The following is a 20,804-nucleotide window of genomic DNA, read 5'->3' as shown; positions in this document are numbered from 1 at the left end:
TTTTTTAGTTTTATAAAACTATAGCAAAAGCCAAAATATAAATTATAAACTTGTGTTAATTTATTCTTCTTTCCACCAAAAATCCTGTTTAAATTTAGCTCCTACTTCATAAGCCTCGCCCATTTTTGGTGTGATAAGGGGTAAATCTAAATTTTCATAAAGAAATTTTACCACCTCATTCCATGCATGAGTTCCTGCTAAAAATCTCCCCCAATGTATAGGCATGACAGCTTTTGCATTAAGATCTTTTGCTTCTTTTAAAATTTGCTCAGGAAAAGAGTGTGAATATGGCCAGGCGATATTAAATTGTCCGCTTTCAAGACAAGCTAAGTCAAAATCTCCAAAATACTCACCTATTTTTTTAAAATGTGTAAAATACCCTCCATCTGCGCTAAAAAACACTCTCTTATCTACACTTAAAAATTCCATCACAAAAGAAGCCCAAAGGGTTTTGTTTTTACCATCTCCCCTGCTTGAACTGTGTTGTGCAGGTGTTGCAATGATTTTTAAATCACCAAATTCTATGCCGCTCCACCAATCAAGCTCTATGATTTTTTTCTCACTCACCCCATAGCTTTTTAGATAATTTCCCACTTTTAAAGGTGTGATAAAAAATCGTGCTTTTTCTTTTAAAGCTTTGACACTCTTAGCATCTAAATGATCAAAATGTGAATGCGTGATAATCACAGCAAAAATTTCATTAAAATTATTTACATTATAAACAGGAGCATTTTTAAAAGCCTTGTTAATAAAAGAAATAGGCGAAGCATGAGTGTTAAAAACAGGATCGATCAAAATTTTATATTCTTTAAAACTTATAAAAAGCGAAGAATGTCCAAGCCAAGTAATATGCGGAGTGCTAAAACCACTCAAATCAGGCTTGAAAAAAGGTAACTTAAAAGAAGGGATGGCATTTTTTGGATAAAGATAATAATACCTCAAAATTTCTTTAAAAGACACTTTAGGAGTTATAAGACTGTGCTCATTTTCATTAAGAAAAATTTCATATTTTTTACCCTGCACTTTTTTAGCTTTTGATCGTTGTGTATTGGAAATATCAAAGGTTTTAAATGATAAATTCAAATTTTTCCTTTTATGTTTATTAAGATTATATCTAAAAAGTTTTTAGATTAATTTTATTTTATTGCTAATTTTTTAGTTTGCTTACACTAAAATGAATTGTCTGATTTAAATTAGAACTTCAAAAAGAATTGGTTAAAAAATCAATGAAAAATTAGGTAGCAAGCTAATAAAAAAATTATATTTTACAGATTTTGTCATTTTTTTAAAATTTTAAAAAATTTTCAAGCCTTTTAAAAAGGCTTGAATAGAGATTTTAAGATTACTCAACTTCAGCGTCGATTACATCGTCATCTTTTTTCTTTTTATCATTTGCTGTGTTTGGCTCATCTTTTTTATACATATTTTCAGCTAGTTTGTGAGAAACTTCACTTAAAGCTTTCATTTTGCTTTCAATCTCTTCTTTGCTTGCATTTTGATTTTTCAAAGTCTCACGCAAATCATCAAGAGCTTTTTGAATATTTTCTTTATCAGCAGCGGCAACTTTTTCACCCAACTCACTTAAAGATTTTTCTACTTGATGCGCCAAGCTATCAGCTGCATTTCTAGCATCTACAGCTTCTTTGCGTTTTTTGTCTTCTTCTTTGTGAAGTTCAGCATCTTTTACCATGTTATTAATCTCTTCCTCGCTAAGTCCGCTTGAACCTGTGATTTTGATCTCTTGAGCCTTACCTGTTGCTTTATCTTTTGCACTAACAGTTAAAATACCATTTGCATCGATATCAAAAGTAACTTCGATTTGTGGCATACCGCGTGGTGCTGGTGGAATTCCTTCAAGATTAAAATTTCCTAAAGATTTATTATCACGACTAAATTCTCTTTCCCCTTGTAAAACATTGATAGTTACAGCACTTTGATTATCTTCAGCGGTTGAGAAAACTTGCTCTTTTTTAGTTGGAATAGTTGTACCTTTTTCGATAATCTTAGTCATTACCCCGCCTAGAGTTTCTATACCCAAAGAGAGCGGAGTAACATCAAGTAAAAGCACATCTTTTACATCACCTTTTATAACCGCACCTTGAATCGCCGCACCGATAGCCACAACTTCATCAGGATTTACAGACTTATTAAGATCTTTATTAAAGGCTTTTTTCACTTCTTCTTGCACTAAAGGAACACGAGTAGAGCCCCCTACCATAACGATTTCTTTGATCTCATCTTTTTTAAGCCCTGCATCGCTTACTACTTCATTGATTTTAGTGATGGTTTCAGCCACTAAAGAATCAATCATACCTTCAAATTTAGCTCTAGTAAGTTTTTTAACCAAATGTTTTGGCCCACTTGCATCTGCTGTGATAAATGGTAAATTAATTTCAGTTTCATTAGCTGAGCTTAATTCTTTTTTAGCATTTTCTGCTGCTTCTTTCAAGCGTTGCAAAGCCATAACATCATTTTTAAGATCTATGCCTGTTTCATCTTTAAATTCATTAGCTAGAAAATCTATAAGTTTATTATCAAAATCATCACCACCTAAGAAAGCGTTACCACCTGTTGCTAAAACTTCTACTACATTATCCCCTGTTTCAAGTACGGTAACATCAAAGGTTCCCCCACCTAGATCATAAACCACAATTTTTTCACTATCTTTTTTATCAAGCCCATAAGCTAAAGCTGCTGAAGTAGGCTCGTTGATAATTCTTAATACATTAAGTCCTGCGATAGTTCCTGCTTCTTTTGTTGCTTTTCTTTGTGCATCGTTAAAATAAGCAGGCACAGTAATCACCGCATCAGTAACACTTTCACCCAAAAAAGCTTCTGCATCTTCTTTTAATTTCATCAAAACTTTTGCTGAAATTTCTTGCGGAGTATAAATTTTACCTGCGATTTCTATTGCGCACGCACCATTTCTTTCGGTGATGTGGTAAGGAAGTCTATTTTTAGCTTCTTTAGCCGCATCTTCATTGATCATTAAACCCATAATTCTTTTGATAGAATAAATGGTTTTTTCAGGGTTGGTTACCGCTTGGCGTTTTGCACTATCGCCTACTAAAACTTCGCCTTTATCTGTAAAAGCTACCACTGAAGGAGTTGTGTTTTTTCCTTCTTTGTTTGGGATTACTTTGCTCTCGCCGCGTTCATACACAGCAACACAAGAATTGGTTGTTCCTAAATCTATACCTATAACTTTACTCATTTTTTATCCTTTTATTAAAATTTATTTTGCTACACTAACTTTGGTTGGGCGGATCACGCGATCGGCTATTTTATAACCTTTTTGAAGCACTTGAACCACTTCACCACTTTGATGGTTTTCACTATCTACATGAAACATTGCTTCGTGTAAATTAGGATCAAACTCTTTTTCATCTTTGATAAGAGCCACCCCATGTTTTTCAAGTTTCTTAAGAAATAAATCTAAAGTATTTTGCACTCCTTCTTTGATTTTTAAGCTAATTTCATCTTGGCATTCGACATTAACAGCTGCTTCTAAAGCATCTAAAACATCAAGCAAATCCTTTGCAAAGCTTTCATTTGCATAAGCCATAGCACTTAGCTTTTCTTTTTCTATTCTTTTTTTAATATTTTCAAATTCAGCGTTTGCACGCATATATTTATCTTTTAATTCCTCTAATTCTTTTTGTAATTCATTTGTTTCGTTTTTTTCATTATCTTGCAAATCATCCTGCAAATTTTCAGAATTTTGTGCATTTTCATTTTCAATTTCTTGCTTTTGTTCGCTCATGCCGCCTCCTTTATGTATTGTAATATCTTTTTATAATCCGTATAAACACTACCTGCTAAGATAATATTTACATCTTCGCCCAAAAACTGCGCATCTACCTTAAGCCCCATAAAACCTTCTTTAAATAAAGGTTCAAATTCAAGACTTTCTTTAAAATGACGGTGAATTTGACAATCTAAGAGCTTAACAAATTCATCATTTTGATAAATTTGATAAGCTCTTTCTTCATTGCTTCTATAGCAAATCAAATTTTGTCTTAAGCTAGCTATTTTTTCTACAAGATCTATAAAATGAACTCTCAAAGCTATTTTTTCTATACTAGAAAGATCAAGCCCTATAAGACTTTGTAAAAAATTCCACGCTTCTTTTTCGTATTTTAAAACCAGCTCTTCATCTTCAAAATCAAGCACTATAAATTTAGTATTAAGATCTAGTACTTCTTTAAGTACTAAACTTCTACCTCCATAAACAAGACAATAAATTTCAAATTCTTTACTTAACTCTTTCAAAAAGCTTTCGTTTTTGATATGGATATTTTTATCTTGTTCTTTTTCCCAAAAACTTTGCCAATAATTTTGCATCGTTAAAATAGTAGGAATTCTACCACTACTTATATGAAGCTGAGTGATCAAACCCTCATCGCTAAGTCTTTTAAGATAAACGCGTATAGTCGAAGCAGGTATACAAAGGTTTGAATTTAATTCATTAGAACCAATAGGTGCATTATCCAAAAGATAAGTTTGGATAATAGACTCTAAAATCAAATCCTTTTTATCTCGACTTTTCATCATGTTTTCCTTTATATCTAGCACTCTATTTTTTGATTGCTAGATATATTATACAACATTGAGTGTTATTTTGTCAAGTATAAATATAAAAAAATATACTTAATTTTATTTAGTCTATATAACTAAAGTTTTATTAGTTACTTTTTTATAAGGATAGGATATATTTCAATATTGGTAAACAGGGTGATAATTAGATAAGAAATTTTAAATAGATTCGATAATTTAACTTTTTTAAAAGCACAAGATGCTATAAACAAAAAACCAAAGAAGCCTTTACAAGCTCTTTGGCTTTTCTATCAAAGCTTAAAAACTACCATTAATGGAAATATATATTCTTCTTCCTTCTTCTATGCGATTGTAAGTATTGACCCAAGTAGTAGTACCGCTATTTTGATAAGATTCCCAACCATCTGTAAAACTTTTGTTAAAAAGATTATAAATAGCTGCGTTGATACTCCATTGCTTATTGATATCATAACGCACACCCATAGAAGCTAAAAAGATATCCTTATAATATTCCCTATTTATATTAGTATCACCCATATAGCGATCTATTTGCCATTCGCCTTTTATCCAAGGGGTAATTTTATTATAGAAGCTGTATTCAGTTTTCAACATAATATTATGTTTTAAACTATCCTGCTCAGGTTTACCTATCACACTTTTATCTTGTGCTTCTTTAACCTCACTATCAAGATAAGTATAAGCAAAATTTACATTTAAATTATCAAGAGGGCTTATCCCTGCTCCAAGCTCTACACCTTTGTACTCAACCTTACCATGATTGATCGCTCTAAAACATCTATCAGCATTACAAGTACCAATTCCTGGAATCATATTATTTTTGTCATATCTTTGGGTTGAAATTTTATCTTTAAAATTTGTTAAAAAACCTGTTGCTGAAACATAAAATAAATCATTATTATAAATAGCTGCTATTTCATAATTTAAAGATGTCTCTTCTTTTAAATCAGGATTTCCATATATAGGGAATCTACCTTGACCACTATAATTATAAGCTCCATTTATCAAACGATTTGCATAAGGAGTCCTAAAACCCGTAGATACACCGCCTTTTAAAGTAAGTTCATCGGTAGGATTATAAACCAAATAAGCTCTTGGTGAAACATTGTTTCCAAAAATTTCATGATGATTATATCTTGCTCCAAAAGTAAATCTTAAATCATCTTTTATACTATACTCATCCTCTGCAAATATTGCCAATAAATACTGATCAAAATTAGTAGGATTAGCTATTTTATCTTGCATTTTTTCAAGCCTATATTCACCGCCTACGCTTAAAATATGACTTTGTCCTAGAGGAATAACAGACTTAGTATCTAAGATAATATCTTCTGCGACTATATCCCTATTTTCTCCCAAAAACGGCTGCGTGGCTTGTCCTACGACTTCACGGCCGTTATTGCTTACTCTATTATACTGCAAACCAGAAGTGATAGAAAAGTTTTCATAAACACCCTCATGACTTAAATAAGTCACAAATTTATCAACTTCCATTATATCAGTATAACCACCTATTAAGCTACCTTTATCACCTGGTTTTGTAATAGTTCCTAATTGACCTTTTTTATTATCATAATGATTTCTTGAAAAATCTATATCAAATATAAAGGTATTATAATCATTAGCTAAATAACTAATTCTTGTTCCTATGTTAAAATTATTTGCCTTTGTAGGACTTTGAGCTTGATCTCCTGGAACTCTTTGTCCACTTCCATTTGTAAATTCAACATTAGATTGCTGTCTGTAAAATTCTCTAAAACGAAGCGTTAGACCTAATTTATCATTCATCAAAGGACCACTAGAATAAATACTTGCTCCATAAGTATTGCCCCAGTCTTTATTTTCATTTAAAAGAGCATCCAAACTTACAGAAGTTTCCCATTTATCACTCACTTTTTTGGTAATGATATTTACCACCCCACCTAAAGCTTCGGATCCGTATAAAGTACTCATAGGACCTTTTATAACTTCTATCCTTTCTATACTAGAAATTGGAGGTAAGAAAGAATTTGAAATTTCATTAAAACCATTAGGGCCCACCTCTCCGCCAATACCCTGACGACGCCCATCAATCAAAACCAAAGTATATCCAGTAATACCCCTCATAGTGATATTATAAGAACCTGTTTTTCCCTTGCTAGCATATAAATCAACACCTGGGATGTCTGCAATAGCTTCTGCAATATCTCTATAAGGCTTACTTTGCAATTCTTTTTTAGTGATAACATTGATAGTAGCAGGAGCTTCTTTAATATCTTGAGCAAATCCAGAAGCACTAATGATCGAACTGTCTAGCTCTACATTTTGCGATATAGCATTAGAAGCCAAAAGGCCAATGGCACAAACCGATAGACATAATTTCTTCATTTTTCTCCTTTTGTTAAATATTAATTAGAAATCAAAATATTATGATAATAATTATTAATTTAAGATAAATTTTGTATCAATTGTGATAATTAGTATTAATTAAAAATTTATTTTTTCTTGCTATAATTCTTGAAAAATAAGCTTTTTAAAGAAATAAGTAGAAAAATAAAAATACCTATATATATAGAGTATACTTTGGGTATTTTATTGCTATTTTCTCTATAGTTTTTATTAAACAAAAAATAGAAATTAAAATCATAAATGGAGTAAAAATGAAAGCATTTATAAGCAATCATAAAAATCAATCTTCTCTTATCACTTTATTTGTTTTTACACCTTTATTTTTTGTTTTTCTTTATTATAAAAATTTTTTACACATACAACCCAATGACACTATTAAAGAAAATAAATTTAATATAGCGATAAAACATTTTGTACAAAATTCCTCCGATATAAAACCGACACAGCCAATACAAACTATACAAGAACCTTCTAGCATACAACCCGAAGAATCTGTACGAGAAATAATCAAAAAAACAAAAACAAGAAAAGAAAAACCTATCACCAAACCTAAAAAGGCAATTCCCTCAATAAACCCTAAAACAATAAGTCAACCCAAAAAAGATACAAGCTCGCAACAACCGATCGTGCAGCAACAAACCCCGCAAACCAACTCTCATCAAAGCGTATCTTTAACTAGCAATAGCGAGCTTTTAAAAGAAATAAAATCAGCAATAGATGAAGCCTTAATTTACCCTAGACAAGCTAGAAAAATGCGTATGAGTGGGGAAGTTCTTGTAGAATTTACTTGGACGAAAGAAAAGAAATTAGAAAATTTAAAAATACTTAAACCTTCAAAATATGATTTTCTAAATAAAAGTGCTTTAGAAACTATACGCATAGCTTCTAAAAAATTTCCACAATATGAAAAAACTTTTCATATAAAAATACCATTGGTATATAAATTAAGCTAAATCTTTCACAATATACTCTATTTTTAATGCAAATCACTCCAGCTTTGCTAACGCTTAGAAGTAGAAGCTTCCTAGCTAAAGCTAACTAGTATTAGCTAATTCGAAAGGCTTTGAGTTTATAGTCCTCAAGGCTAATTCCTAACCCAAACAACTTTAATCCACGCTTTAAGATATTATTTGCAGCATTAATATCTCTATGTAAAGTGTTGCCACATTTTTCACAAAGATACACTCTATCTTTAAACATAAGATTTTTTTGATATTTCCACATACACTACAAGTTTTGCTTGTATATTGTGGATTGACTTTTATAAAGAATTTGCCATTATGCTTTGCTTTATACTCTAGATATTGAGAGAATTGATAGAATGAAGTATTAAGAATAGATTTATTTAAACCACTTTTAGCTTTTATATTCTTTAATTTAGCTCTTTTAGACATATTCTTAATTTGCAAATCTTCAACTACTAGCAAGTCAAATTCTTGTATGAGTTTTGAAGTTATCTTGTGATAACTATCCTTTTTGATATTTGAACTTTTTTCATAGATTTTATTTAATTTTAATTGTGTTTTTTTGAAATTATGGCTTAACTTTGTTTTCTCCTTTTTTGTTTTTAATATTCTCCTGCTTTGTTTTCTTTGCAATCTTTTAATATTCAGCTCTACTAAGTAGCTTTGAGTTAGTAGCTATTAACTCTCCACTGCTTAAGGTAATCTCATTGATATTTAAATCAATATCAACTGCTTTTTTAATATCAAAATCTTTGCTAGATATTAAAGAAGCATTTGATTCATCATAAATGATACTAAAAGCTAAATAGTATTTATTGTGATTTTTGATAATAGTGATTTGATTAAACTTATAAGTATTTGGTAAATCTCTGTGATAACGCATTTTAAAAAATGTATTCATAAGTCTAAATATCTTAAACTTAGTAGTATCACTATCTTTGATTTTGTAGGCTTGATTATTCCAATTAAAGCTTTGCTTTGCAAATTTAGAGTTTTTAAATTTGGGAAAGCCTTTGTTTTTATCTCTAATTACTTGCTCTAAGGCACGAGAAGATTAATCCTTGCTTGTTGGGTTACAACACTTTTATAGCTTAATTCTCTTGCTTTTATAAGGCTAGTTTTATTGATTATCTATCTTACTTGCCTTTAAATAACTCCTATCTTTTTTATCTAAATTCTTATTTTTATCCCACTGCTCTTGCTGTAAATTTAAACAAATATTATAGGCTTGATATAGATGAAACATTGATGATTAATAAGCTTTTGTTGTTCTTTGTTTAGGTAGAATTCTATATTTAAAACCTTTGGTTATTTGCATTGCTTTGTTCCATTAGGGCTTTTTTTCTTTTTGGTTATATATTTTTTTAGGGTAATTATCTTCTATGCCTTGATTTTCTGCATATTTTTTAAGAGTTTCTAGCATTATTCCGCATAGGTATTCTATAAAAAATTACTGATTATGTCAAATACCTAACTAGAGCTGTACAACAACACTGTAAGCAATTCATCTCCCACTTAAGAAGTGAGAGTTTTATTGAATAAAAAAAGATAAATTTAAAGCAAGTAATCTTTTTTTAGACAACACTAAACCCTTGCATGTATTTACAGCAATATTTATTTCATCATAAACAACCCCCAACCCATAAAACCTCAATAAACACTATAAAATAAAAGTATTGGTAAAGAACAAGCAAACAATAAATCTCAATCACCCAGACAAAAACAATCTCAACCGACCCATAAAGCAATAAATCAAGCAAGCATAATTAATTTAATTGATTAAACCAATAAATTTAATTTATAAGATTAACAATAAAAAACCATAAATTAACCAAGCTAATCCCACCCAAACCCAAACAAGCCATAAATTACACACACTCTTTTACAAACATCAATTAAATAGCAAGACTATCGATGATAAAAATTTATCTCAAGTATAACATTCATTCTCGCCAACAAGAATAGACAATCATAGTCTATCCACCCTAACCCAACATTAACCCCTAACCCAACCAAGAAGTGTATAACAACCCCAACCCATAAACCTCAATAAACACTATAAAATAAACTTGAGTGATTAAAAATCCAACCCAATTATTGAATAAACCCAACCTACATAATAAAATATAAACTAGACATATAAAGAACAATTGACACATAAAAATAGATTGAATAAATAAACCTATACAAGTAAACATAAAAGAATAATTGAGATATAAAAACATATAAACTAAACAACTCAAACAACCATTAAATTAACCCAAGCCAATCAACAACCATAGCTAAGCTGACAACACAACAAATCAATTTAAATATAAAACTACAAATTAAATCAACCCAAGCTAATTAAACCTATAAACATAAAAAAATAATTAAATATAAAAACAACGATTGACATATAAAAACTAAGATTTTAAATCTATAAGAATAAGATAAAGCAGAATTAACAAGTCCGCAATGAGCTACTTTCCCCCTGCCAGTAAGGCGTAGTATCATCACCCACGATGTGCTTAGCTTCTTGGTTCGGGATGGAGCAAGGCGTTTCCACATCTGTATAATCACGGACATTGTTATTTAAATATTCTTTGAAAGATTGAATTTAAGAATAAAACTTAATCTTTTATTCCTTTACTTTTTTCTTTATTCTCTTTCTTCTTTTCTTATCTTTTATCTTTGATAAGTTTTTATATAGAATACTTAAAAAACAATGTTAAGAGCAAGTTCTAATACAAACTCTACTTGAAAGATTTCTATTAAACTCTAAATATTATCTATATTCAAAGTCTTCTTAAAAACCTTAACAAGGAAGTGATGCTTTATTAAAGATAAGCCAAACGCTCTATTAGTACTGGTCAGCTAAAGGACTTTCATCCATTACACACCCAGCCTATCAAACTAGTAGTCTTCTAGAGAGCTTAGAGAAGATTCATCTTAGAGTTGGCTTCACGCTTAGATGCTTTCAGCGTTTATCCTTTCCAAACTTAGCTACGCTGCGATGCTCTTGGCAGAACAACAGCTACACCAGTGGTTTGTTCAACCCGGTCCTCTCGTACTAGGGTCAAATCTCTTCAATCTTCTTACGCCCACGGCAGATAGGGACCGAACTGTCTCACGACGTTCTGAACCCAGCTCGCGTACCGCTTTAAATGGCGAACAGCCATACCCTTGGGACCTGCTCCAGCCCCAGGATGCGATGAGCCGACATCGAGGTGCCAAACCTCCCCGTCGATGTGAGCTCTTGGGGGAGATCAGCCTGTTATCCCCGGGGTACCTTTTATCCTTTGAGCGATGGCCCTTCCACACAGAACCACCGGATCACTAAGACCGACTTTCGTCTCTGCTTGACTTGTATGTCTTGCAGTTAAGCTGGCTTATACCTTTATACTCTACGAACGATTTCCAACCGTTCTGAGCCAACCTTTGTAAGCCTCCGTTATTATTTGGGAGGCGACCGCCCCAGTCAAACTACCCACCAGACATTGTCCCACTTGAGGATAACTCAAGCTGGTTAGCTACCCAAATAAGAAAGAGTGGTATCTCAACAATGGCTCATATACAACTGGCGTCATATACTCAAAGCCTCCCACCTATCCTGCACATTCTTATCCAAGTAGCAGTGTCAAGCTGTAGTAAAGGTCCACGGGGTCTTTCCGTCTTGCCGCGGGTAGGAGGAATTTTCACCTCCACTACAATTTCACTGGATCCCTCTTTGAGACAGCTCCCATCTCGTTACGCCATTCATGCAGGTCGGTATTTAACCGACAAGGAATTTCGCTACCTTAGGACCGTTATAGTTACGGCCGCCGTTTACTCGGGCTTCGATCAAGAGCTTCGCTAATGCTAACCCCATCAATTAACCTTCGAGCACCGGGCAGGCGTCACACCCTATACATCCTCTTACGAGTTAGCAGAGTGCTGTGTTTTTGGTAAACAGTCGGGAGGGACTCTTTGTTGTAAGTTTCCTTGCTTTCGGAGTAAATCCTAATACAAAGCTAACCACACCTTATACCGAAGATACGGTGCTATTTTGCAGAGTTCCTTAAAGAGAGTTCTTCCACGCGCCTTAGAATACTCATCCCACCCACCTGTGTCGGTTTACGGTACGGGCAACATTAGCTAAACTTAGAAACTTTTCTTGGCTCGACGGCATCAGGGGTTCTTCTATCCATCCGAAGACTTCAAAAAGCCTTTCAGTTCTCGGAGTATTGTTATACGGATTTGCCTGTATAACCTCCTACGACCTTAGACTAGCACTTCCATCCGCTAGCCCCCTTAGCCCTAAGCGTCCTTCCATCGCACACTAATGTTGGTATTGGAATATTAACCAATTTGCCATCGTCTACCCCTTTCGGACTCGACTTAGGACCCGACTAACCCTACGATGACGAGCATCGCGTAGGAAACCTTGGGTTTACGGCGTTAATGATTCTCACATTAATTATCGCTACTCATGCCTGCATGCTCACTTCTATTCGCTCCAGCACTCCTTACCGGTATACCTTCGACGCAAATAGAACGCTCTCCTACCACTTAGTAAACTAAGTCTACAGCTTCGGTACTTACTTTAGCCCCGTTATATTTTCCGCGCAAAATCACTAGACCAGTGAGCTATTACGCTTTCTTTAAAGGATGGCTGCTTCTAAGCCAACCTCCTGGTTGTTTAAGTAACTTCACATCGTTTTCCACTTAAGTAAGATTTAGGGACCTTAGCTGGTAGTCTGGGTTGTTTCCCTCTTGACGACGGATTTTATCACTCGCCGCCTGACTGCTGTGATTACATATAAGGTATTCGGAGTTTGATAGGGTTTGGTACATTGGTGTATGCCCTAGCCCATTCAGTGCTCTACCCCCTTATATTACGACACAACGCTATACCTAAATATATTTCGGAGAGAACCAGCTATCACGAAGTTTGATTGGCCTTTCACCCCTATCCACAAGTCATCCCGGGGCTTTTCAACGCCTATGGGTTCAGTCCTCCACTAGTTCTTACACTAGCTTCAACTTGCTCATGGATAGATCACTTCGTTTCGGGTCTGCAGCATCTGACTAAGCGCCCTATTCAGACTCGCTTTCGCTACGGCTTCGCGTTTGCTTAACCTTGCCAGACACCACAACTCGCAGGCTCATTATGCAAAAGGCAGTCCATCACCCTGTATTGCTACATAGGGCTCTGAATGATTGTAAGCAAATGGTTTCAGGTTCTATTTCACTCTGATCACCTCAGTTCTTTTCACCTTTCCCTCACGGTACTTGTGCACTATCGATCTGGTATTAGTATTTAGGGTTGGATCGTGGTCGACCCGGATTCAGACAGGATTCCTCGTGTCCCGCCCTACTCAGGATACTGCTAGCTAAGGTTTGTTTTTCGCATACGGGACTATCACCCTCTATGGTTATACTTTCCAGAATGTTCTGCTAAACTTACCTCTTGCACATTGCAGTCCTACAACCCCCAGTGCAAGCACTGGGTTTGCCCTCTTGCGCTTTCGCTCGCCGCTACTGACGCAATCTCTATTGATTTCTTTTCCTGAGGGTACTAAGATGTTTCAATTCCCCTCGTTCGCTCCTATATAGGTAATGTATATCTCTATACATTGGGTTGCCCCATTCGGAAATCTACGGATCAAAGCTTCTTGACAGCTCCCCGTAGCTTATCGCAGTCTAGTACGTCCTTCATCGCCTTTACCAGTCAAGGCATCCACCATTCGCTCTTAGTAGCTTACCTTTTTTACCTTTTATTATTGATTCTAAAACGCATCACTTCCTTGTTAAAGTTTTTATGATAAGACTTCTTTATCTTAAGACGGAAAGCATTCAAACACTTAATATAAAACTAAATGATTTAGTCTCAACTAAGCTGTGAGTTTGAAACTTGTCTTTAATTTATAATCCTTAAATCTAATATTCTCTTTATTCATAGAAGAGAAGACAGCTAAAAGTTAAGTTAAACTAAAGAAAAGATAAATAGGTTTTATCCTTTAACAAGTCCTGTAAAATTGTTTTTATTAAAACTTGCTTGTGACTCTTAACAATGATAATTAAAAGAACATTTAGGTTTAAAACCTAAAGGAAGTATATATATTAACATAATCATTATAAATATAAATGCATAATGTATATGCTACTTATATCTATTAAAGTATATTCTTTTATAGTTAAAGATAAAAATAAATCTAAGTATAGAGTTTATATTTTATATTTAATCTATTTTATATACTTGCTTTAGATTTTAAAGCTTCTTTATTCAAATCTTTTTTATGGTGGGCCTAACAAGACTTGAACTTGTGACCTCACCCTTATCAGGGGTGCACTCTAACCAGCTGAGCTATAGGCCCTTAATAAATGGTGGAGAATAGCGGGATCGAACCGCTGACCTCCTGCGTGCAAAGCAGGCGCTCTCCCAGCTGAGCTAATTCCCCATAAACAATTAGCTTTATCATCAATCTTTGAAATCTAAACAAGAATCAATTGAGTTTATATATTGAAGTAATAGTTGTGAGACTTATTACTTTGTACTCTAGAAAGGAGGTGATCCAACCGCAGGTTCTCCTACGGTTACCTTGTTACGACTTCACCCCAGTCGCTGATTCCACTGTGGACGGTAACTAGTTTAGTATTCCGGCTTCGAGTGAAATCAACTCCCATGGTGTGACGGGCGGTGAGTACAAGACCCGGGAACGTATTCACCGTAGCATGGCTGATCTACGATTACTAGCGATTCCGGCTTCATGCTCTCGAGTTGCAGAGAACAATCCGAACTGGGACATATTTTATAGATTTGCTCCACCTCGCGGTATTGCGTCTCATTGTATATGCCATTGTAGCACGTGTGTCGCCCTGGGCATAAGGGCCATGATGACTTGACGTCGTCCACACCTTCCTCCTCCTTACGAAGGCAGTCTATTTAGAGTGCTCGGCCGAACCGTTAGCAACTAAATACGTGGGTTGCGCTCGTTGCGGGACTTAACCCAACATCTCACGACACGAGCTGACGACAGCCGTGCAGCACCTGTCTCTAAGTTCTAGCAAGCTAGCACCCTCTTATCTCTAAAAGGTTCTTAGGATATCAAGCCCAGGTAAGGTTCTTCGCGTATCTTCGAATTAAACCACATGCTCCACCGCTTGTGCGGGTCCCCGTCTATTCCTTTGAGTTTTAATCTTGCGACCGTACTCCCCAGGCGGTACACTTAATGCGTTAGCTGCATTACTGAGATGACTAGCACCCCAACAACTAGTGTACATCGTTTAGGGCGTGGACTACCAGGGTATCTAATCCTGTTTGCTCCCCACGCTTTCGCGCCTTAGCGTCAGTTGAGTTCCAGCAGATCGCCTTCGCAATGGGTATTCTTGGTGATATCTACGGATTTTACCCCTACACCACCAATTCCATCTGCCTCTCCCTCACTCTAGACTATCAGTTTCCCAAGCAGTTTAATGGTTAAGCCATTAGATTTCACAAGAGACTTGATAATCCGCCTACGCGCCCTTTACGCCCAGTGATTCCGAGTAACGCTTGCACCCTCCGTATTACCGCGGCTGCTGGCACGGAGTTAGCCGGTGCTTATTCCTTAGGTACCGTCAGAATTCTTCCCTAAGAAAAGGAGTTTACGCTCCGAAAAGTGTCATCCTCCACGCGGCGTTGCTGCGTCAGGGTTTCCCCCATTGCGCAATATTCCCTACTGCTGCCTCCCGTAGGAGTCTGGACCGTGTCTCAGTTCCAGTGTGACTGATCATCCTCTCAGACCAGTTAAGCGTCATAGCCTTGGTAAGCCATTACCTTACCAACTAGCTGATACTATATAGTCTCATCCTACACCGAAAAACTTTCCCTACTCAACTTGTGTTAAGCAGGAGTATAGAGTATTAGCAGTCGTTTCCAACTGTTGTCCTCTTGTGTAGGGCAGATTAACTATACCTTACTCACCCGTGCGCCACTAATCCACTTCTAGCAAGCTAGAAGCTTCATCGTTCGACTTGCATGTATTAGGCACGCCGCCAGCGTTCACTCTGAGCCAGGATCAAACTCTCCATAAAAATTATAGATAGTTTAATCTTTTTCTTCAAAGAAAAAGTTATGAAAGATTAAAAGAAAAGCTTTTAATCTTTTTAATTATTAGATTGAATAGATTTTACATAATTGCTTATGCCTAAATCTTTTCTGGCTCAATCGATCACTTATTTAGATTTCAAAGATTGACTAATAAGATTTGAATAACAATACTAAGTTAAAAGAACAAAACAAAAAATCATTTTTAAAAGAAAAGTTTTTAAATTAAAAAACAAGATTTATAAAAAAGCTTTTAGTTTATAAGACAAAAACCAAAAGAGTTAATTTATAAAATCTACTAAGCTAGTGAAACTTTATAATTTAAAAGATTTTAAGTCCTTTTTTCAAAAAAAGGAAATGAAAGTATAACCAATTAAACTTAAAAGTGTATTAAACAAAGGATTAAATAGTATAAATATTTGTGTAAGTATTTATATTAAGTATTTGGTGGGTTTAAAAATGGCGGGGGGGGGGGGATTTTCCAATCACCCCAAAGTTAAAAGTATTTTTCTAGGCTTGCATAAACTCTTGCTCAATGTTCTCCATCGTGTTTAAACCGATGAACAGCTCTTGCAGCATCCATTTTTACATAAAAATTAGCACTTCTTGTATAGAGTATTTGTATACCCATTGCATCCATAAGATAATGATTTTCACTTTGATATTCTTTATTTTCATACCAAGAATACCCTATATCATAAAAAGGAGTCGAGTAAAGCCCTTCTAAAGGTGTTTGAAATCTTATTCCCAAGGCGCCAGAAACAACATTATCCGCACTTCCCTCACCTTCTAAACAAACACATATACCACAAGGTCTACCTAAAGATACGGATTCACTACTATCTAAAACAGCATCGCTGATAACTTTTTGATAATTAAGTTGAAAAATGTGAGTTAAGCGTTCTTAGAATTGATATTTGTTGCTTAAATTTAAATTCATTTTTCCAAAATTTCCTAAATTTACTTCATTAAATCCAGAAAAATCACCATCATTTTCAACATTACCATATATAAAATTTAAAGTATAACTTAGGACATTATTCTCCAAACCTCTATAAGTTCTTTCTATGCCCAAATTTACACTATTTCTCGCTTTTTCATTGCTTACTAAACCATCAAGATAATAATCTTTAATCTTTTTATGAGTAAAACCCGAAACAAGATATAAAGAATACTCAGTATATAAAAACACAGGATAAGAAAAATTTACTCCAACATTCATAGAGTCCCTATAAAAACTAAGATTTCTATAAATTCTGCCAGGAACATAATGTCCTTGAGTTGCAAATGGAGTAATTTTTAAATTCCCTATAAAAGTACTATAATTAATCCCATAATCTGTTTGATTTTCATCACTATCTTGAAGATAAAAATTTAAGTTATCCCCTTATCTTGCTATATTGTTTAAACTTTGACTCATTCCTGCTCTAAAACGACCTGTTTCTTTAGCCCCATAGTTGTTAGAATATAAAGTTAAAGTTGCACTATCTCACCTTTGTTTACTTCTATAATAACATCGCTTTCTCCATAACCATCACCTGATTGTAAATTAGCATTGGTTTGGATTCCGTATATTTCATTGATTTTATAAATTTCATTTTCCACATTTTTAGTTGTGATAACTTTCCCTTTAAGATTTTTGTTCAATTTACTCTCTAAAGCATAATCTCTGACACCTGAGTTGTTTTTAATAATTACTTTTCCTAAAAGTTCCAAAAACTATGTTAATTTGCACTTTGTTAGAACTTAAATCTTGCGGTGGTATATAAGCAGTTGCCGAAGGATGGCCACTTAATTGACAATAATAAACTATAATGTTTGTTATATCTTTTAAATTTTGTAAGCTTAATTCTTGGTTGCGATATTCAGCTATTGCATCTTGAATTTATTTTTCGCTAATTCTTAATTTTTTAAATGTCAAATCTTTATTATCGATATGCAAAACATACTCTCTTACAAAAACCTTAGCTTCATTTTGATCAGTTTGTAAATTTGCAATATTTGTAGTATTTTGCTCTTTAAAATTTACAGGGCTTTTTTGATTTTTTAATGTATTTTTTAATTTTTATTTTGTGGTCCATTTGCTTCAGAAGAGCTTTCTATAAGCTCTCTTATTTTATTATTATTTAGCTCTTCAGCATGTGAAAATACTTACAATAAGATTAAAACAACTAAAATTTTTCTCATTTTTATTTCCTATTTTGCATTTACACAAATGTTCATTGTCTTAAAATTATCACTTACAATACAACGCAAACCACTACTTCTAGCATCTACTTCTCCTATGTCCACTTGATCATCATCTTCTTTTTTTGTGTCTACTTTAGTTTGAATTTTTATAGGAGCTTCTACAACCTTTTCAGGAATTTCAGGCGGCAATACAGAAGGTTTGTCTGGATCTTCACCCCCTCCCTCTTTTTTTTGTTTATCTGGCTCATAGATAGATATATTTGATTTTTCTGGCAATGAGGCTAATTTTCCTTCAAAATTATATTTTCCAGTGTACACTTTACCATCTACATCGCTTCCATTTATAGCAAAACCTTGAGAATTTAGAATCTCATTTTCAAGCTTATAGTGAAATCCTTCATTTCCACTAAGATCCGCAAACTGCTTTTCAAGAGCTTCTTTTTGTTCTAAAAGTTTTGCATACATAACTCTAAGCGTTTCATCGCTAACTAAGCCTGATTCTTTGATTTTTCATAGTTTTTATTTTCTTTGTCAAGTTGAGCTAAGGCTTCTTGGTATTTTTATAATTCTTCTTTAAAACTAGCGAAACAACCTTTGCCGGTTTTGATTTTATCCATAGCAGTTTTCTTTTGCGTCCATTTTTCATAAAGATTGGTATAATTTTTATAACTTTGTTCTTGCGAACCTTGCCATAACTTTAAAAATTCTTGTTCTACTCCAGTATCTTTAAATGCATTTAAGAAATTTAAACTTTGAGTGATCTCACTGGCTTCATTTTCCCCTGCCACACCCTTGCTATCTGCGTAAGTCCAAGTTTTGGTATCAAAATCATAAGTGTATTTTCCATTCATCAAATCATCTAAAATTCTTTGAAGTAATTTAGGGTCAAAGTCGTCTTTGGATAATTTCACAGCATCTGTTACCTTGGTAAAAGAATCAGCAAAAGCATAAGAATTATTATTAAGATATTTTATATCGTTAAATTTCTTTCTTACAGCGCTATCAAAATCTTTTTTTCCTGTTACTTCATTATTATATTGCACAGACTTAAAAAAATTCTGTCCTTCATCAATGTAACCATTTTCTAAATTATGATAAACATAAATATTACTAAAATTATTATTTACACTAATTCCAGGATCACCAATAACTTTTCCAGCTTGTGTTTTATAGTTTCCAGCACTCAAAATTGCTCCATTTTTATAAAATAAGTAAGCATTATTAATCTTTAAATTTCCAACTTTTCCAGTAAATCCTCCTGTTTTACTATCATTCCCAGAAGTTATAAGTTTTTCTATGTCATTAACCACAACATTATTAAAATTACCACCATCAATTTGTCTGCCTATGCCACCCACATAAGAACCTTTTTTTGCTACTATACTTATATTATTAATAGCAACATTTGTAAAATTGATAGTGTTATTCCCTCCACTACCATTTCCCCAGCCTATTATTCCGCCAACTTTAGTATTTACAGCTGTATTAATAACGAGATCATTAACAGTCACATTTTCAAAACCCGTATAACTGTTTGCAATATTTTGCCCTACTATACCTCCAACATAAGCATCATAACCAGTTGAAGCAATTTTCAATCCTTGAATATTAAGGTTTCTTATATAGCTATTTTGAACAACTCCAAAAATTCCTACATATTGATTTGATGAATTAATATTAACATTTTTTAAAGCATAACCAGAACCATCGAAAGATTTAGCAAAAGCATTGCTTGTATTATCACCTACTATGTATGTTTTCACGCCACTAAAATCAATATCATCAATCAAACGAAAATGATCAAAAGCTGTTCTAAATTTTTCTTTATTTACATTCCAAAAATCAGCAAATTTATTCCATTCTGTTGCATCCGCAATACTTCCATATTTAGTCCAGTTTTTAACTTTACTACTATCATCAAAACTAAATTTACTACTAGAATTACCCAATAAAGCTCCATTTTCTTCAAAACTTGTTATGCTTTGTTGAATGATAACTTCTTGCTCTGCTTTGGCTACGATATTTTTTGTATCTTTTACCACTCCAGCATCAACATAAACTTTATTACCTTCAAGTTTTAATACATCCAAAGTAATTTTTCCTTTATTGATTTCAACCTTATTTCCTATTAAAACAATATTATCTGCATTGATCTTTCCAAGATTTATAATATTTCCTTGTTTGCTTACATCAAATGCCGGAGAGAAACTAGCTCCTTTCTCTAAAAAAGTTTTGACATTATCATCGCTTAAAGCTGTTGTGCTAGCTACAAATTTTCCCGCAGTAATAGTTCCTGTTTTGCCAATCAAAACTCCCATAGGATTAACTAAAAAGATATTGTTATTCCCTCTATTTAAAGCTCCGTCTATCTTAGAAGCATCTTTTTGATAAGCAATGTTTAGGTAGTTTTGATTTTTGCCGTTAAAATTTACACTTTCATTTTGTCCTATATTAAAACCGCCACCCCATTGGATAACATGATTTTGTCCTTTTCCTGCAATCGTTACAGTATTGCCAGAGGTATGGATAGTCCCACTTGTACCATGAGTGAATTTACCTCCTTGTGGCAAAGCATAAGCTTGAGAAAAGAGCAAAGAACTCACCGCAAATGATAAAACTATATGTTTACTCATCTT

The 20,804-nt window shown here is 33.8% G+C and carries 12 protein-coding genes, 2 tRNA genes, 3 rRNA genes and 3 pseudogenes; 1 reads left to right on the top strand and 19 read right to left on the bottom strand.

Features of this window, described 5'->3' with window-relative positions; genetic code table 11:
- Window positions 1–60: 60 nt before the first annotated feature.
- From OT390_RS03950 to OT390_RS03930, 5 genes are all read right to left on the bottom strand, one after another.
- Window positions 61–1,083 (bottom strand): MBL fold metallo-hydrolase, encoded by a 1,023-nt coding sequence (locus tag OT390_RS03950; RefSeq protein ID WP_042962337.1) that lies wholly within the window; start codon window positions 1,081–1,083, stop codon window positions 61–63.
- 259 nt (window positions 1,084–1,342) lie between these two features.
- Entirely contained in the window at window positions 1,343–3,214 is a 1,872-nt protein-coding gene (dnaK, locus tag OT390_RS03945; RefSeq protein WP_002826316.1) for a molecular chaperone DnaK, read from the bottom strand.
- Window positions 3,215–3,235: 21 nt separating this feature from the next.
- Window positions 3,236–3,763 (bottom strand): nucleotide exchange factor GrpE, encoded by a 528-nt coding sequence (grpE, locus tag OT390_RS03940; RefSeq protein WP_002859792.1) that lies wholly within the window; start codon window positions 3,761–3,763, stop codon window positions 3,236–3,238.
- Window positions 3,760–4,554 (bottom strand): HrcA family transcriptional regulator, encoded by a 795-nt coding sequence (locus OT390_RS03935; protein ID WP_011049776.1) that lies wholly within the window; start codon window positions 4,552–4,554, stop codon window positions 3,760–3,762. Before OT390_RS03935 ends, grpE begins: the two co-directional genes overlap by 4 nt.
- 300 nt (window positions 4,555–4,854) lie before the next feature.
- Entirely contained in the window at window positions 4,855–6,942 is a 2,088-nt protein-coding gene (locus OT390_RS03930) for a TonB-dependent siderophore receptor (RefSeq protein WP_032587072.1), read from the bottom strand.
- Between the two features lie 272 nt (window positions 6,943–7,214).
- Between OT390_RS03930 and OT390_RS03925 the strand changes: the two genes are divergently transcribed.
- Entirely contained in the window at window positions 7,215–7,916 is a 702-nt protein-coding gene (locus tag OT390_RS03925) for an energy transducer TonB (RefSeq protein WP_002868519.1), read from the top strand.
- Window positions 7,917–8,007: 91 nt separating this feature from the next.
- On the opposite strand, the pseudogene OT390_RS03920 reads toward OT390_RS03925, so the two are convergent.
- The 14 genes and pseudogenes from OT390_RS03920 to OT390_RS03855 form a co-directional block, all read right to left on the bottom strand.
- Window positions 8,008–8,561 (bottom strand): annotated as a pseudogene (locus tag OT390_RS03920) (RNA-guided endonuclease InsQ/TnpB family protein).
- Between the two features lie 4 nt (window positions 8,562–8,565).
- Complete coding sequence (locus OT390_RS03915; protein ID WP_032587075.1) at window positions 8,566–8,829, bottom strand: hypothetical protein; 264 nt, start codon at window positions 8,827–8,829, stop codon at window positions 8,566–8,568.
- A 429-nt stretch (window positions 8,830–9,258) separates the two neighbouring features.
- The gene (locus OT390_RS03910; RefSeq protein ID WP_002776614.1) at window positions 9,259–9,351 is read right to left on the bottom strand and encodes a hypothetical protein; all 93 of its coding nucleotides are present in this window, start codon (window positions 9,349–9,351) and stop codon (window positions 9,259–9,261) included.
- Window positions 9,352–10,377: 1,026 nt separating this feature from the next.
- A 5S ribosomal RNA gene (gene rrf, locus OT390_RS03905) occupies window positions 10,378–10,494 on the bottom strand.
- Window positions 10,495–10,749: 255 nt separating this feature from the next.
- Window positions 10,750–13,656, bottom strand: a 23S ribosomal RNA gene (locus OT390_RS03900).
- A gap of 533 nt (window positions 13,657–14,189) precedes the next feature.
- A tRNA-Ile gene (locus tag OT390_RS03895) sits at window positions 14,190–14,266 on the bottom strand.
- Window positions 14,267–14,274: 8 nt separating this feature from the next.
- A tRNA-Ala gene (locus tag OT390_RS03890) sits at window positions 14,275–14,350 on the bottom strand.
- A gap of 102 nt (window positions 14,351–14,452) precedes the next feature.
- Window positions 14,453–15,965 (bottom strand): 16S ribosomal RNA (locus tag OT390_RS03885).
- Together the 16S, 23S and 5S rRNA genes with 2 tRNA genes alongside form the textbook arrangement of a ribosomal RNA operon.
- A gap of 545 nt (window positions 15,966–16,510) precedes the next feature.
- Window positions 16,511–16,729, bottom strand: a complete 219-nt coding sequence (locus tag OT390_RS03880) for a hypothetical protein (RefSeq protein WP_394535913.1) — start codon at window positions 16,727–16,729, stop codon at window positions 16,511–16,513.
- 153 nt (window positions 16,730–16,882) lie between these two features.
- The gene (locus OT390_RS03875; RefSeq protein WP_050552359.1) at window positions 16,883–17,200 is read right to left on the bottom strand and encodes a hypothetical protein; all 318 of its coding nucleotides are present in this window, start codon (window positions 17,198–17,200) and stop codon (window positions 16,883–16,885) included.
- Window positions 17,201–17,451: 251 nt separating this feature from the next.
- On the bottom strand, window positions 17,452–17,694 hold the full coding sequence (locus OT390_RS03870; RefSeq protein ID WP_250488236.1) for a hypothetical protein: 243 nt from the start codon (window positions 17,692–17,694) through the stop codon (window positions 17,452–17,454).
- The gene (locus tag OT390_RS03865; RefSeq protein ID WP_285895008.1) at window positions 17,666–17,803 is read right to left on the bottom strand and encodes a hypothetical protein; all 138 of its coding nucleotides are present in this window, start codon (window positions 17,801–17,803) and stop codon (window positions 17,666–17,668) included. The genes OT390_RS03870 and OT390_RS03865 overlap by 29 nt, the downstream gene beginning before the upstream one ends.
- A gap of 482 nt (window positions 17,804–18,285) precedes the next feature.
- Window positions 18,286–19,211 (bottom strand): annotated as a pseudogene (locus tag OT390_RS03860) (hypothetical protein); the annotation flags it as partial.
- Between the two features lie 969 nt (window positions 19,212–20,180).
- Window positions 20,181–20,801: pseudogene (locus OT390_RS03855) on the bottom strand (filamentous hemagglutinin N-terminal domain-containing protein); the annotation flags it as partial.
- Window positions 20,802–20,804: the final 3 nt, after the last annotated feature.

The sequence above is a fragment of the Campylobacter sp. CFSAN122748 genome (assembly GCF_045277125.1).
Classification (GTDB): Bacteria; Campylobacterota; Campylobacteria; order Campylobacterales; family Campylobacteraceae; genus Campylobacter_D; species Campylobacter_D jejuni.
The sequence above is the reverse complement of the archived record's forward strand: the minus strand, read 5'-3'. Positions and strand labels throughout refer to the sequence as shown.

Coding starts and splice junctions, on each gene's coding strand:
- OT390_RS03935 (WP_011049776.1), bottom strand. CDS start 4,554: ATGATGAAAAGTCGAGATAAAAAGGATTTGATTTTAGAGTCTATTATC.
- OT390_RS03875 (WP_050552359.1), bottom strand. CDS start 17,200: ATGAATGTTGGAGTAAATTTTTCTTATCCTGTGTTTTTATATACTGAG.
- OT390_RS03930 (WP_032587072.1), bottom strand. CDS start 6,942: ATGAAGAAATTATGTCTATCGGTTTGTGCCATTGGCCTTTTGGCTTCT.
- OT390_RS03910 (WP_002776614.1), bottom strand. CDS start 9,351: ATGCTAGAAACTCTTAAAAAATATGCAGAAAATCAAGGCATAGAAGAT.
- dnaK (WP_002826316.1), bottom strand. CDS start 3,214: ATGAGTAAAGTTATAGGTATAGATTTAGGAACAACCAATTCTTGTGTT.
- grpE (WP_002859792.1), bottom strand. CDS start 3,763: ATGAGCGAACAAAAGCAAGAAATTGAAAATGAAAATGCACAAAATTCT.
- OT390_RS03915 (WP_032587075.1), bottom strand. CDS start 8,829: ATGAATACATTTTTTAAAATGCGTTATCACAGAGATTTACCAAATACT.
- OT390_RS03925 (WP_002868519.1), top strand. CDS start 7,215: ATGAAAGCATTTATAAGCAATCATAAAAATCAATCTTCTCTTATCACT.